The organism is Gemmatimonadaceae bacterium, from assembly GCA_035606695.1.
Lineage (GTDB): Bacteria > Gemmatimonadota > Gemmatimonadetes > Gemmatimonadales > Gemmatimonadaceae > JAQBQB01.
Genome location: DATNEW010000034.1, coordinates 79,840 through 94,323 on the forward strand (window position 1 = coordinate 79,840; position 14,484 = coordinate 94,323).

The 14,484-nt window shown below is 59.0% G+C and carries 9 protein-coding genes; 6 read left to right on the plus strand and 3 right to left on the minus strand.

Annotated features, from left to right (window positions below; translation table 11 throughout):
* Positions 1 to 10 precede the first annotated feature (10 nt).
* On the minus strand, positions 11 to 1,057 hold the full coding sequence (locus VN706_18715; protein ID HXT17679.1) for a hypothetical protein: 1,047 nt from the start codon (positions 1,055 to 1,057) through the stop codon (positions 11 to 13).
* Between the two features lie 1,342 nt (positions 1,058 to 2,399).
* Here VN706_18715 and VN706_18720 point away from each other — a divergent pair.
* The 4 genes from VN706_18720 to VN706_18735 all read left to right on the plus strand — a co-directional run bounded on the left by VN706_18720 (position 2,400) and on the right by VN706_18735 (position 10,043).
* Positions 2,400 to 2,864 carry a hypothetical protein gene (locus VN706_18720; GenBank protein ID HXT17680.1) on the plus strand — a complete coding sequence of 155 codons (465 nt, stop codon included), beginning with the start codon at positions 2,400 to 2,402 and terminating at the stop codon, positions 2,862 to 2,864.
* Positions 2,865 to 2,981: 117 nt separating this feature from the next.
* Complete coding sequence (locus VN706_18725; protein ID HXT17681.1) at positions 2,982 to 4,259, plus strand: ImmA/IrrE family metallo-endopeptidase; 1,278 nt, start codon at positions 2,982 to 2,984, stop codon at positions 4,257 to 4,259.
* 27 nt (positions 4,260 to 4,286) lie between these two features.
* Complete coding sequence (locus VN706_18730) at positions 4,287 to 5,921, plus strand: adenylosuccinate synthetase (GenBank protein ID HXT17682.1); 1,635 nt, start codon at positions 4,287 to 4,289, stop codon at positions 5,919 to 5,921.
* A gap of 837 nt (positions 5,922 to 6,758) precedes the next feature.
* Complete coding sequence (locus tag VN706_18735) at positions 6,759 to 10,043, plus strand: DNA methyltransferase (protein ID HXT17683.1); 3,285 nt, start codon at positions 6,759 to 6,761, stop codon at positions 10,041 to 10,043.
* A 625-nt stretch (positions 10,044 to 10,668) separates the two neighbouring features.
* Here VN706_18735 and VN706_18740 read toward each other — a convergent pair.
* The gene (locus VN706_18740; GenBank protein HXT17684.1) at positions 10,669 to 11,052 is read right to left on the minus strand and encodes a hypothetical protein; all 384 of its coding nucleotides are present in this window, start codon (positions 11,050 to 11,052) and stop codon (positions 10,669 to 10,671) included.
* Between the two features lie 9 nt (positions 11,053 to 11,061).
* Positions 11,062 to 11,700 carry a hypothetical protein gene (locus tag VN706_18745; GenBank protein HXT17685.1) on the minus strand — a complete coding sequence of 213 codons (639 nt, stop codon included), beginning with the start codon at positions 11,698 to 11,700 and terminating at the stop codon, positions 11,062 to 11,064.
* Positions 11,701 to 11,807: 107 nt separating this feature from the next.
* On the opposite strand from VN706_18745, the gene VN706_18750 reads away from it, so the two are divergent.
* On the plus strand, positions 11,808 to 12,044 hold the full coding sequence (locus tag VN706_18750; protein ID HXT17686.1) for a helix-turn-helix transcriptional regulator: 237 nt from the start codon (positions 11,808 to 11,810) through the stop codon (positions 12,042 to 12,044).
* A 476-nt stretch (positions 12,045 to 12,520) separates the two neighbouring features.
* The gene (locus tag VN706_18755; protein ID HXT17687.1) at positions 12,521 to 14,374 is read left to right on the plus strand and encodes an AAA family ATPase; all 1,854 of its coding nucleotides are present in this window, start codon (positions 12,521 to 12,523) and stop codon (positions 14,372 to 14,374) included.
* The last annotated feature ends 110 nt before the right edge of the window (positions 14,375 to 14,484 follow it).

A 14,484-nucleotide genomic window follows, 5' to 3' on the forward strand; every position in this document is an offset into this window, starting at 1 on the left:
GCGGAAGCGGCTACAAAGTGGTACCGGATGGCGAGACACGTAGCCGTTCAGTCATCCGGGGCAAAGGGTCTCGCTGACGAGGGTTGGCAATTCGGCGAAGCTCACGGGAGAGGACGGTGATATTGCGTATGGCTAGGTTTTCTCGCGGAAGGTCGGGCCGAACACGGATACCCAATTCGCCGTTGACGCGACGAAAAACCTGCGCACCTCGATTGATCGCAAGCCGAACCGGGTCGGCCGAGACAATCGTGCAAGTGCAGCCACATTCCTGAATTCGGGCCAGCACGCCGGCGGCCTTACGCACGCCGACACCGACGACCACGACATGCATCGGTCTCGCAACCGCTCTGAGTAGCTTGAGAAGACCGTCCAAGTGTGCGTAGAACTGCGGACCATTCTTTGTTCGCGAAAAGTCTCGAGAGACCGTGCCGATTGTCGATCCGAGCAGTACCTCGGCCCACTGATACAACCCACCGTCGGTTCGCCAATACAGGTTCGGTATTACGTCAAGGCCGTAGTCGAAAAGCCGCTGGACAATCCGGTGATGACGCCTAAGCATCGTAAGGTTGTGATAGGGTCTTACACTGTGTTCACCGAGCACCGAGAACGTCGGGCCTGTGATCGCAGTGAGACCGGCATTCGCGAACTGTGGGGCGATTGCTGACAGGTCCGCGTGCCACAAGAGTTCGAGCGCGTGATCCGTGCCGCTCAAGACTGCAAGCACGCGTCCGTCTGGCGTACATCGCAACTGACGTTTGAATTCCTCCGGATTCCCGAGCCGCGGGGAAGTCCGAATCTGAGCTCTCGGGTCGCGGCGAAAGAGATCCCCCATGCCTGCCGCGACCACGGGCAAAACGGCCTGAGGCGGAAGTTCGCGAGTAATCGCGGGCACGAACGCTGGAAGATCCAATGAAACATTGGCGATTCGCAGGTCCCGCAACGCAAGCCCGTCAGCGTAGTGATTCTCACCGACATCACCGAACTCCGAGCCAATTCGCTCTCGGCAGTTCATCCAGCATTCGTCACATTGGTACGCCTGATCAGTCCCGGCGAACACGCAGGCGCATGGCGCGCTCGGCGAACCTCCGCACTCACCGAAGGCGTGGCACGACGATGCGCACATCGGCTGCCAGAGCGTTGGAAGTTCGCGGTTCGTCAAGTGGCCGTCAGGCGAGCAGAATCCAGATCCCGATAGGCAAGACGATCTTGCTGATCCGCGCGGCAGTGCATCCCGAATTGCGCACCCTGATTAATTCGGACCGGCGAATGAAACCGAGCGTGTGGCGTTGCCACTTTACGGAGACGTCACGACCGTCGTCAACCAGCGCGAGCTGATCACCACCCGCTACCTGGCGGGCACTTGACCGGTCAACACGCTCAAGCCGCAAGGCAGTCGAAACGCGGCGCGGACTGCGGCTTACTCCACTTCCCGTAGCGGGCCCTTCACCTCCACCGCCGCCGCCGTCACCATCCTGACCGCCGCCGCGAAGCAGCTTGCCCGGCTTGCCTCGCGGTTTCGCTGAAGAGCTGGCACCCATTTCATGCCTCCGAGCGAATCAAGAGCGCAACACCCACCGCGAGGCCCGCAACGGTCAGAGCGGTTCGCAGCTGTGGACTCGTTTTCTCTCCCGAGAGCGCGAATGTCAGAAAATGCTCGCAGTTGTTTCCGAAGAGATTGTACGACCGGTCTGCGAAAGCCTTGGCCACCCGTTCACGAATTCCAGCGATGTTCGTCACTTCCACGGCAGTCTCCCACGTACCCGATTCAGCGGCATAGACTGCAGCGAGACCGGTCGGCGGCTGGTGCAGGACAACCGGACCCGCACCCGGTTGCACATCGAGTCGCAGCTGATTCCCGACGTCGAGAAGTCCTACGTGCGTGACCAGCCCCGCGAGCTTTGGTCGCCTCACGACATAAAGCCCACGAGGCAGACTGGACATAGTGATCGCCATGGCTCATCCCCTCGGCGGGAATGGGTCTTCGCCGTAAGTGTTCCGTTCACGGATTTGGCCGTTTCGACCGTGAATGAAATGCTCGGATTCATTCCGCTCGGCGATGCGACGGCCCGCATCAATGGCGGCTTCCTGCGTCCGGTGATTTGCGCCGGCCGGCCTTCCGCCAACGCTGTTGATCCAGCCGGACCCAGTCGGATTCGGAGTCGTGTGCACATCCTTCTTCGCACTCATTCTGCCTCCACTACCTGTTCGAGCCTCGGTCGAATCGCCGATGGCATGCCCAAGAAGTACAGCCGTGTGACCTACGCTACAAGAATCCGCACCGAACACAAGCCGATTTGCGTTGACTGGCCAAAGAGAGCGGTGCTATAGTACCTCCATTGTATAGATCCTCCGAGCCGTAACGTCTAGCAGAAGAATTTTGTCTGCAACCATTATTCGACATGGCTGAGACCGGCGCTGATCTGAGCGCACCTGAGAAAAAACGCAGGCCATCTTGGCTGCGTCCGACCTCACGCCAGCTCGTCGTTGACCGCTGGGGCGGCGATGAGCGTGTGCTAGCCCAAGGCTTCATCCCAGTTCCGCGCTTGTTTCTTCTGTGGGGAGCCTCGCTTCTGCCAAAGCCATTAACACCGGCAGAGGTGCTCTTTATCATCACGCTTGTCGGCGTGAAGTGGTCGTCACGACATCCACGTCTCAGCTACGACACGATCGCGGCTCGCACCGGTCTGTCAGCCGAATACTGCCGGAAGATCGCCAAAACATTGGACCGTCGCGGGCTTGTGAAGCGGTCGCGGAAACAAGGCGACGCCAATCACTTCGATCTCACGGAAGTGTTTCGGCAGCTAAGCGACTTCCAAATAGATGGCGACAGACGACGGCCCGATTCGCGTGACCGCCATACCTGAATTGAAGGAGTCATGAGCCATCGAACGCCACGACACCCGGAACGCTGGACAAATTCCTCCGTTCTTACTCTATCCAGTGACGATCCCGTAACCGAGATAACCGCGCGTGCACGCGCGATGGCTCTTGAAGGCATGGATCGCGGATGGCAAGGTCCGCCATTCGATCCGCTGGCGCTCGCGGACCTTCTCGGAATCGAAATAGCGGCCAATGCGGCCATTCGCGATGCGCAGACTGTTCCCATCGGGCGCGGGAGGGTGCGGATCGAGTTCAATCCTAACCGACCGCGGGGCCGAATGAGGTATTCGGTCGCGCACGAACTCGCCCACACGTTGTTTCCTGACGTCGCCGAACAGGTGCGGCACCGTAGCCATCACCTTGAGGTTCACGGCGATCAGTGGCAACTCGAAGCGCTCTGCAATATTGCGGCTGCCGAGTTACTGATGCCCCTCGCAACATTTGCGTCGACGCCTCCCGAGGAGTTGTCGATGCACTACGTCTTGGATCAGCAACGCAAGTTCGACGTCTCGACCGAGGCTCTGGTTATTCGCCTAGTCGAAACCAGCGTCGAACCTCTGGCTGCGTTCTGCGCTTCAGCGACTGTGTCGGCGTCGGGACGGCAATACCAGCTTGACTACACGATTGGTTCCAGAGCATGGCCAAGCCGAATTCCGCCGAAGCTCCGCCTACCTCGGCACACCGTAATCGCGCAATGCACGGCCATCGGCTACTCCGCGAAAGGCACCGAGAGCTGGTCTGATCGTCTCGGCCCGGCCCGTGTTGAAGCCGTTGGGATTCCGCCCTATCCGGGCGGCGACGCTCCTCGCGTCGTTGGTTTCTTAACGCTGCCTCCGTCGAACGACGAGGACGACGCTCGCGCTCGGATCGACCTGGTGTATGGAAACGCTCTTGAACCACGAGGTGAGGACAACAAGTTCGTTGTGCATGTGGTCAACGACAAAACTCCGAATTGGGGAGGTGCAGGGTTCGCAAGCGCCTTGCGTGGTCACTGGCCGCAGGTTCAGGAGGACTTTCACGACTGGGCGGCACACCAGCGCTCCAACCTCAAGCTCGGCAGCGTACGGCTCTGCCGCGTCGATGAGCGATTGACTGTAGCGAGTGTGGTTGCACAACACGGCTACGGACCCTCGGAAAAGCCTCGAATCAGATATACCGCCCTTAGAGAGGGCCTGCGGTCCGTCGCAAAGGCGGCGGCCGTCCGCAGTGCATCGATCCACATGCCGCGAATTGGAACCGGTCAAGCCGGCGGGTCATGGGATATCATATCAGACATCGTTGAGGAGGCATTTGTCGACGAAGGAATACCGGTCACCGTATATGATTTGCCCGGCACAAAGGTTCGGGTCGCTCCGCAGATAACGTTCGACCTATTCTGATCCTTCGGAACTTCGCCCTGAGGAAACATGGGACTACGAGTCATCGTGCTATCAGGTCCGGTGGTCGGAGGAAAGTCTAATCTCGCAGAAGCGCTGGAGTCCCAATTTGGGATTCGCCGCGTCAAGACTCAGGACATTATCGTCGAGTTGACCGGCGTCGATCGCGATCGCAAGGCGCTTCAGCAAGCTGGCGAGAAACTCGACCGTACAACGGACGGGGCGTGGGTTGCGCGAGCCTTGACTAGGGTCGTTACTGGCAATGACTCAACGAATCTCGATTCTACGCACGACTCCTGGGTCCTTGTAGACGCAGTGCGAATTCCGTCACAGATCGAGCACATTCGACGGTCGTTTGGCCTTCGCGTAGTTCACATTCACGTGACTGCACCTCGCGAAGAATTGGCACGGCGATATGAGATTAGGAAAGCGTCGCATCCGGCAATGGCGGAACTCCCTACCTACGAGGAAGTAGCATCCAATCCCACCGAAGCTGCGGTCGATCAACTGCAAGACCTAGCTGATCTCGTGATTAATACGCTCCACAGCACCAGGGAAGATGTTGTAGTACGCGTCGCCGCGCAGCTTGGACTCTTCGGACGAGGGTTCGATAAGTTGGTCGATGTGTTGGTTGGCGCGGAATATGGAAGTGAGGGCAAAGGACAAATATCCGCGTACCTCGCACCGGAATATGACGTACTAGTTCGCGTCGGCGGGCCGAACGCTGGGCACCGCGTGTATGAAGAGCCGCAGGCAATGACCTATCATCACCTGCCTTCCGGAACTAACCGGAATCAGAACGCTCACATAGTGCTCGGGGCTGGTGCGGTTCTGAGAGTCAGCGAACTGTTGCCCGAGATATACGCAGCTCACGTCGAGGCTAAGCGGCTTTCGATTGATCCTCAGGCCATGATCGTAACGGATGAGGATGTTGAGGCGGAGCGTAGACTCACAGCCGCGATTGGATCGACCGGAAGTGGTGTCGGTGTTGCGACGGCACGTAAGGTCCTCCGAGAGATCGCGGAGCGGCCGGTGACGCTCGCAAAGGACGTTGCGGAATTGCAGCCCTATGTCCGCGACACACTTGCTGTGCTCGACCGCTCATTTTCCAGAGGGCACCGCGTTTTCCTCGAGGGCACTCAAGGAACGGGGCTATCTCTTCATCACGGTTCCTATCCCCACGTCACCTCACGCGATACGACAGTCGCGGGTTGTCTCTCAGAAGCAGGGATACCGCCCGGTCGAGTCAGGCGGGCGATAATGGTTTGCCGAACCTATCCAATTCGCGTCGAAAGCCCGAAGGGGCGAACATCCGGCCCGATGAGTCGGGAGCTTAAGTGGCAGGAGATTGCCAACCGATCGGGAATTGACCTCGAAGAGTTGCTAGAGGCGGAAAAGACCTCGCGTACGAAAAAGCAAAGGCGAATTGGCGAGTTTGATTGGACGCTAATTCGGCGAGCTGCCTCACTGAACGCCCCAACCGATATCGCGCTGTCATTCGCCGACTATTTTTCCATCGCGAATCGAAAAGCTCGTCGTTTTGAACAGCTGACACCGGAGACCATCTACTTCATCTCCGAGCTGGAGAGAGTCACTTTCGCGCCAGTCTCGCTCATCGCCACACGCTTCCGCTTTCGAAGCGTTATCGACAGGCGTGCGTGGTAACACCCTAGTCCAAGCATGGGAATCGACATCCAAGAAATCGTCCGGCTTCGTCCGTATCTCTTCCATCTCACCGACACGCGGAACGTAGAACGAATCCTCCGCACCCGGGTTCTGGAGCCGGCTTCACATATCATGGCGCTCGCCGGTCGCGAAGATTTGGCGGCCGTGAAGCGCGCTATGCATGTTAAGGTGTCAGTTGGCGGTGACGACGTTTTTCTCCGCGACCAAGCGCCGCTCTACGCTGGTAACATGAAGCTTCCCCCGGGGTGGGCGTTCGACACGTTCATTCAGTCATTGAACAAACGGGTTTTCTTTTGGCCTGGCTCCAATGTAGGTCCGATCGACTACGGCGTGAGGCATTTCAATCGGTACCAGGCGGAAACGCCGAGCATTCTCCGGGTTCGACTCGCGTCCCTGTTAGACGCAAACCAAGGGATCGAACTCGAAGTTTGCCGCTACAATTCGGGATCGCCACGCTGGAGTCGCGGCATTCCTGCTCCGAGGGGCCCGTTGACGTTCGTAGATCCGGCCCGCGCCGACTTCTCGACTTCCCAAATCGTAGAGATAACCGTGCCCGGACCAGTGAATCTTCCGAACGATGTAGAGATTGGCTCGGCGCCAGCCGGCCCGTGGGTGTGCCCCTGAGTTTCGCCACAGCGGCGGGCTTCAGGTCCTTCCCTCCTAGCCTTTCCATCGTGCTCCGGTACCCGTAAAGCTTCTGGCACTCTAGAGTAAACTCACACGATATCCACACGTCATCTGTCAGCCAAACGCTTCGCTGCGCATTTGCTGCGGGGGACTTGAGCTACTTGATGGCCCTCACCGGCTCACACATTAATGGCGATTGACACAGCGGCCCTGCTGAAACTCGCTGAGCGATGGGAGGGCGTCCGGGCGGCCGAGCGGGCGAACTTTCAACCGTATCTCATCGAGCTCTGTGAGGCACTCGGAGTCGAAAGACCGGGCCCCGCTGGGAGCGGTTACCAGTTTGAGTTGCCAGTCAAAGTCATAACGCGCGACGGCGTCGAAGTATCGAATTTCCTTGATTGTCACCGGACCAACCATTTCGCCATCGAAGCGAAGGACGAAGAGCCAGGCCGCTCGACCGAACTGTTATTGCGCAAGGCATTCGGTCAGCTTCGCCACTACGTAAGCCACGCGCCGGGCGGTCTTCCGCCGTATTTGATCGTGATGGACGTCGCGCGAACCGCGATTGTTTGGGACCGCTGGAATGGCAGTTACGGTGATTGGCAGGCGGGTCGTAGAATCGATTTGACTCAGCTTGCCAATCGCGAAGAGGATGCGCGTTTCCTCGAAGCAATCTGGACCGATCCGGAGTCACTCAATCCCCGATCGCGCGCCCAAGCCGTAACCAAGGAAGTCGCAGGCTACCTCGCGAACCTCGCTCGAAGTCTCGAAGCTGAGGGATACGAACAGGAGCGCGTTGCAAGGTTCACGATGCGATGCGTGTTCACAATGTTCGCAGAGGACATCGGCTTACTAGCCGACGAACCATTCCGCCAAATCCTTGAGCGGTGCTCCGATGATCCTGCGGCGTTCCAGGAGCAGGCGCTTGCTCTCTGGCAAGCGATGGACGAGGGTAAGCGCTTCGACTGGAAGAAACTCATGCGGTTCAATGGCCACTTCTTCCGCGATGCAGAAGCGCTCCCACTGACGAAGCAAGCCCTTACCGTCATGCGGCTGGCGGCAGAAGCCGACTGGCAGGATGTGGAACCCGCCATTTTCGGTACGTTGCTGACTCGCGCGCTCGATCCCGGAGAACGTCACCGATTGGGAGCTGAGTTCACGCCCAGGGAATTCGTGGAGCGCGTCGTCACTCCAACCGTGGAAGAACCCATCCGTGAGCGGTGGAAGACCGTACAGGCGGCGGTGCTTCAGCTCTCCGAAGGCGGCAAGAAACGGGAAGCCGAAAGGCGGCTAAGGGAATTTCACGAATGGATGAAGTCCCTTCGCTTCTTGGATCCGGCATGCGGGTCCGGAAATTTTCTGTATGTGACCATGCACGTTGTGAAGCGAATCGAGTTGGAGGTTCTACGGGAGTTGGATGCCGTCACCGGAAAGCACGAACTTCTCTTTGAGGAAGTTCACCCGCGGCAATTCTATGGATTGGAAATCAAGCAATGGGCCCGCGAAATAGCGGAGCTTGTGCTTTGGATCGGCTATCATCAGTTCTGGCGCGCTCACCATACTCACCGACCACAGGAACCGATTCTTCAGGACACAGGCACGATCGAATGCCGGGACGCTGTTCTCGGCTGGTCGGATCGAAAGCGCGACGTTTCTCGAGATGAGCCCGACCTAACCCCGCGCCTTCCGCATCCTGTTACCGGCCAGAGAATTCCTGACCCGGACGCGCGGCGGCCATATTTCGTTCATGAAGATGCCTGTATCGCGCCTTGGCCTCAGGCCGACTTCATTGTCGGAAACCCGCCGTACATTGGCGGGACGTCGATGCGCGAAGCGCTCGGAAGCGGTTATGTGGATGCGTTGCGTCATGTGTACGCAAACGATCTCCCGGAGGGCGCTGACTTCGTCATGTATTGGTGGTTTCGTTCCGCAGCGGAGGTAGCCGCTGGCCGAACCATTCGCGCGGGCCTCATCACTACAAACTCCATCAGTCAGAAGCGCAATCGCGCTGTGGTTGAAACTGCCGAAGCCGCCGGTGCTCGGGTTGTGTGGGCCATCGCGGACCATCCTTGGGTCGATGACGAGGACGGCGCCTCCGTCCGAGTTGCGCTAACGGTCATTTCTTCTGGTCCCGGTCCCGCGCGGCTCGTCACCGTTGACGACGATGCGCGAATTATCGGCGATGCTCAGGCCGAGCGCCTGAACTCCGACCTGTCAATAACAGTCGATATCCCAGCGGCCACGCGGATTCCCTTGCTGGCCAACCGTGGCCTTTCGTCGAATGGGTTCAACCTGAGGGGTGCAGGCTTCATCGTCGACAATGAGGAAGCCTTGTCGATGCTGGCGGCTGACTCGAAGATGGCGGCCGTGTTGCGGCCGTACCGCAACGGACGCGACCTGACGGGGCGACCACGCAATGCATATCTGATCGACTTCAATACACGCTCGAAGGAAGAAGCCTCCGAGTTTCCTGCTCTGTTCAACATCTTGCACGACCGGGTGAAGCCAGAGCGAGCCGTGAAGAAGGAGGCGCAGGCGAGAGATCTTTGGTGGCAATTGTGGCGGACGCGGGGCGAACTCAGACAGGCGCTGACCGGTTTATCGCGCTACATCGTCACGGTAGAGACGTCAAAGCATCGGTTCTTTGAATTCCTCGATGCTGCGGTTGCACCTGATCACTCGCTCGTTGTAGTCGCCTCCGACGACGCGTTTCATCTCGGCGTGCTATCGTCAACTGTTCATGTCCGTTGGGCGCTCGCTGCCGGGAGCAGATTGGGTGTAGGAAACGATCCCCGATATAACAAATCCGTTTGCCTCGACCCGTTTCCCTTCCCCGAGCCGTCCGATGTTCTGCGGAAGCGTATTTCGAAGACGGCGGAACGCATCGACAAAGATCGCAAGCACGCGCTCAGTCGTGACAAACGCGTAACGATGACCGGGATATACAACGTCATCGACAAGCTGCGACAAGGCGTTGCCCTTGAGGCTCAGGAACGCGTCGTTCATGAGATATCGGCATGTGGAGTCCTGATGGAATTGCACGAGGAACTCGACGTGCTAGTCGCGGAGGCCTACAACTGGAGCTGGCCTCTCAACGAAACGACGATCCTGGATCGTCTGGTCACCTTGCACGACGAGAGGGTACGCGAGGAGAACGCTGGTACTGTGCGCTGGCTCCGGCCAGCGTATCAGTCCAATCGCTTCGCAAGCGAGCTGCCCTCGTCGGAGCTAGAGCTCGATCAAGCCACCCCCAAGGCAGCAAAGAAAGCGAAGAAGCCTCCATTCCCGGGCGATGTGATCGGCCAGATCGGCGCGATCAAGCGTGTTCTATCCGCGCAGACTTTAGGTGCTCAAGAGATCACGTCACACTTCAGCGGCGCGAAGGCGGATTTGGTACGTCGTCATCTCGAAACGCTCATGCTCATGGGAGAAATCCACCAGAATCCTGATGGTCGTTTCCAGGGGCTTGCGTAGTCGGCGCGCCTGCCCATCGAATCGAGATGGTACTAGCCGCTTCTGCGCCACATTCCGCAGTCACACGCAATCGCACGTGGAGTTCCCAGCGCTCCCGCTCCTTCGCGCTGGATGGCGTTCGTCCAGCAAGATCACTGAGTATGACAACGCCCTCGTCATCGCAGCGTACGCGGTCACGGAGCGCCGGATCAACCGCTAGTGCGCGGACCACATTCGCGGCTCGGTCGACAGTCGTGTGCTCCCGATCCGTTGGACTCAGAAGCCGGCTCAATAGGGGGCCATCAGACACGCCACCATTCTACCTTCGAGCCATTCCCGTTCCACCATCACAAGAACGCGACTCAAGTCAAATCGTCGCGCCGTCCGAAGTCGTACACGGGTTTCGCCGTGTATGAGATTCCAAAAGGCTGAGCAGAGCGTCGAACGACAGATCTCGCCAATTCTCAGGAAACTGGTCCGTCTCCGCTAACACTTCCCAGCCGTCGCTGAGAATAAGCACGCTGCGATACTCCGTGATGTCGGCGCAGAACTCAAATATCCGGATGGACGTCCCGCCGCGATCGACCGTGCGCGTCGCAGCGCTGATCTTCCACTCGGGTTGGTGACTTCGCATGCGCACACGCATCTACTTCAGCAGCTTAAGCCCGCCGCGTTGCGGCAGTGGGCCAGTTCGCGGTTCATTTTTCGATATCGTTGTCGCCGGCTCGCCGTTCGGGCCACCGTAGGCGCCATACAATCGTTCAAAGTATTCCAGCATTTCATGCATCGACCTGAATTCTGAACGGTTATCCCGCAAAAGCCGAATGACACGGCCGGTCGATTGCTCCTGAGCAAGCCGCACGTCGACCAAGTGGCCTGCCTCAGGATGCTTGAGTCGAACCAGTGCCGTTTGTTCGCCGAGCAATTCGTATCGTAACGCGCGTTCGGCGGAGAACGTTGGGTCGTCGCGGTACGCGGCCCTGATCAACCGCCTGGCCTTCTGTGCCCGATGAGCAGCGCGCGTTGGCATTAACAAATACTACTTGGCAGAGTCCGGCACGGCGCGCATGACAACGAATTCAACGAACTTCGTGTTCGGTTCGAGCGCGAACGAGATCTGAAGCGCGCCGACTGTCACGTTCAGGAAATCGTTTGACGCGGCGTTCGCGAAGCCGGCCAGCCCTGACCGGCGCAGTTCGCGCTGCGCGTCTTCGGCGGTCTTGACGGTTGGATGTAGTGCAGCGAATTCCGTCTCAAGCCGCGACTGCTTCCAATTGGCATCTACCGACGGGGTGAGCGATCCGGCAAAAGCCTGATACCAAGCAGTATGGTCCGAGTCCCACTTCCGCGTGAGGTGCACCGTCAGTGTGGATAGATGCTGACCGGGATCTTGCTGCTTGGGACGAAACCAAAAGCTGAGCCCTTGGAGGTGATACTGAAGCTGCGGGCCGGTGATGCCTTCGACGCCGGGACTGACGGCAGATGGGCGACCGACCGCATCCGTAATAGCGTCTAACGTCCAATCAGCAATTGGTCGCCCGTTGAGCGTGCCCGCCCTCAAATCCACGGCAAGGGGCTGGCTCGGGGACTGCGCCTTTGCTGCGCCAAGCGTCGTCAGCATCAGTGGCACGAGGACGGCGCGGCAGACCGCCCGAATCTGGTAAGCCTGGAAGATCATTGCTGCTCCGGGACGGGGTATGTCGTTCAAGACTATTGTCTTAGGCTACGGTTGTTTCAAGACTATAGTCTATAGAGCGTTTGAGCCAGTTCCGGCACCTTCGCCGCATGCGACGGCAGAAGGCGCTAACCAAAGCGTTCGGTGCGGTGATTAACGGCGAGCGAAAGCGGCTGGGGATGTCCCAAGAGCGCTTGGGCCTGCGCGCCAAAATCCATCCGACCTACATCTCCCAACTCGAACGCGGCCTCAAATCGCCGTCGCTGGAAGTCATCGCAGCCTTAGCCAAGGCGCTTGGCAGGAAGCCACACGAGTTGATCCGCACGGCCGAGGAGAAAACGCACTAATAGGGCAGTCCGGCCGAAGCACGTGTGGCGGGCAAGGCAGGCGTGGCTAGGCTTTGTATACAATTAGCTGCGGGTACTGGCTGGTGGCTTCCCCAAACCGTCTACTAAAGCCCCTAAACGGCTCGCTGGGGCCTCAAACCCCCTAGCCGGCCGTGGGGCCAGCCTGCTTGCGGGCGAGGGCAGCAGGCGTAAATTGGGTGGGTGCGGCCGGACCGGGGCCGCAAAAACTGTTCGACCCAAACCCTGCGGGTTTATAGCTAGGAGAGCGTCGCCTCAGCAATCGCTGAGCGGCGCTCTTGTGTTTTTAGCGTTTTGCTATGTCAGAGTTCGACTCGTAGTTATTAGAGTTTTGGAATGTCGATGTGAGCAGGCGCCCAACTGTGCGAAAGCATTGGGCACGCGCCTCTCTGCCGTGAAGGATCGCCGCAACGCTCACACCGACAACCACTTCCTTACGAAATGCAGAGAGGCCATAAATGCTCGCGCGCGGAAATCGCAGACCCGACACAGCTGAGACCGAACGAGTCCTGCACTCTGGGCAAATCCCGAAGGAGTTGCGACGCCTGCGTCAGTGGGTGGCAGTTCGATTCGAACCGAATCCAAGTCAGCCGAGCAAGCCGGCAAAGGTGCCGTATTGCGACGAGCAAACCCGCGCGAGCCACGCTGATCCCGAGACTTGGCTATCGTACCGGCAGGCACGAGGGCTGGCGCGGGCCAAGGGATTCGCCGGAATCGGATTCGTGTTTACCGATGCCGACCCGTATGTCGGAGTTGATCTCGACGGGTGTCGCAATCCCGACAGCGGCGAGATTGCAAAATGGGCAAAACGAATCGTCAAGGTTCTGTCTTCGTACACGGAGCTGTCCCAGTCAGGCACCGGCCTTCACATCGTCGTTAAGGGGCGTCTGCCGTCCGGAATTCGGCACAAGTTTGATCGATTAATTGGCATGGCGGGCGGTAAGAAGGCCGCGATAGAGGTATACGAGCGCGTTCGATACTTCATGATGACGGGCCACGTGCACGAGGCGCGGCGCCGGATTGCGCGTTCGCGGTCGGGATTGGATTGGTTGATTCGGCGGTATCTAACGCCGTCAGTCCCTGGCACCACGATCGACGTGCCCCGCCACAACCTACAAATGCAAGATGACGAGGTGATTGCGCTCGCTGCGTCGATCAACAGATCGGAGTTTCATCGTTTGTTCGTTGCGGGCGAGACGCGGGCACCGAAGACGCAGAGCGAAAGCGACTACCAACTGGCCTGCATGTTCGTGCAAGTCGTTGGCGGAGACCTCGAGCGAATCGAGCGCTTAATGCGGCGGTCGGCGCTCAAACGAGAAAAGTGGGATCGACATCGCTCGTACTTGAAGCGCACGATCGCGGCCGCCATCAACGCCGCGGGTCTGACGAGCATCACACCGAATCATACGGAACAACGATTCTTCCCCTCGTTGCGATTTGTTATGGACAATCCCGAGCTGATGGAAAAGCCGACGGCGCTTGTGCCTCTCATCGCATGGCGCGGTCGCGTAACGCTGCTTGCCGGGCGAGAAAAACAAGCGGGCAAGTCCACTCTACTAGCCGCCGCTGCCAAAGCCGTTGCTCAGGCAAAACAGTTCCTTGGAGCGGACACATGCGAGAGGCCCGCGCCTGTTCTTTGGATAAGCGCGGATGAAGAGCACACAGCGGATGTGGCAACCCGGTTCTTGCCAATCGGTGCTAGCCGTGACCGGATCGCACTCCTGTACCCGTCCGGTTCACTGAGCGAACGACTCGCGGAGCTTGAACGAACCGTTGAGCACACGAAGCCAGCTCTCGTCATCATCGACACTCTCTCGAATTTCGCTCGAGTGCGAGATCCATTCTCTTCAACCGAGTGGCCCGAAATCTTGCTGCGCATCAAACGGCTGGCCAGAACGCACGACGCGGCAATCGTGCTGGTCCATCATACCGCGAAGAACTCGCCAAAGGAGTATCGTGACTCAACCTCGATCGGCGCGACGGTTGACCAAATAGTGATTCTCTCGCAGATCGCGGGCGCGCCATCTAGGGAGAGAGAGCTCGATTCCAGGGGTCGGATGACAGGCGTGGAAGAGGTGAGGATTGGGTGGGACGGGAGAACCTATTCCGTTGTACCCAGCCCTGCGGCAAGTCTCGCGCACCGAGTCTGCCAGTTTCTTGAAAGCCACGGGCCCGCTAGCCAACGCGCAGTCGAAACCGCAATTCGGGGAGATAGGGAACGTCTCCGCAGAATGCTCAGAGATCTGGTCAAGGGCGGCACGCTCGTTCGCGAAAAGGGCGCTCGCCGCGCCTACATGTACTCGCTCGTCTGACGGCCATGACGTCAAGACTCGCCGACAGTGCGCCGGACAGTTGGCGCATTCTCTCCCCAGCAGGAGTGCGCCAATGCGCCGGAATCCGCCCGACACATCAGCGCACTCGC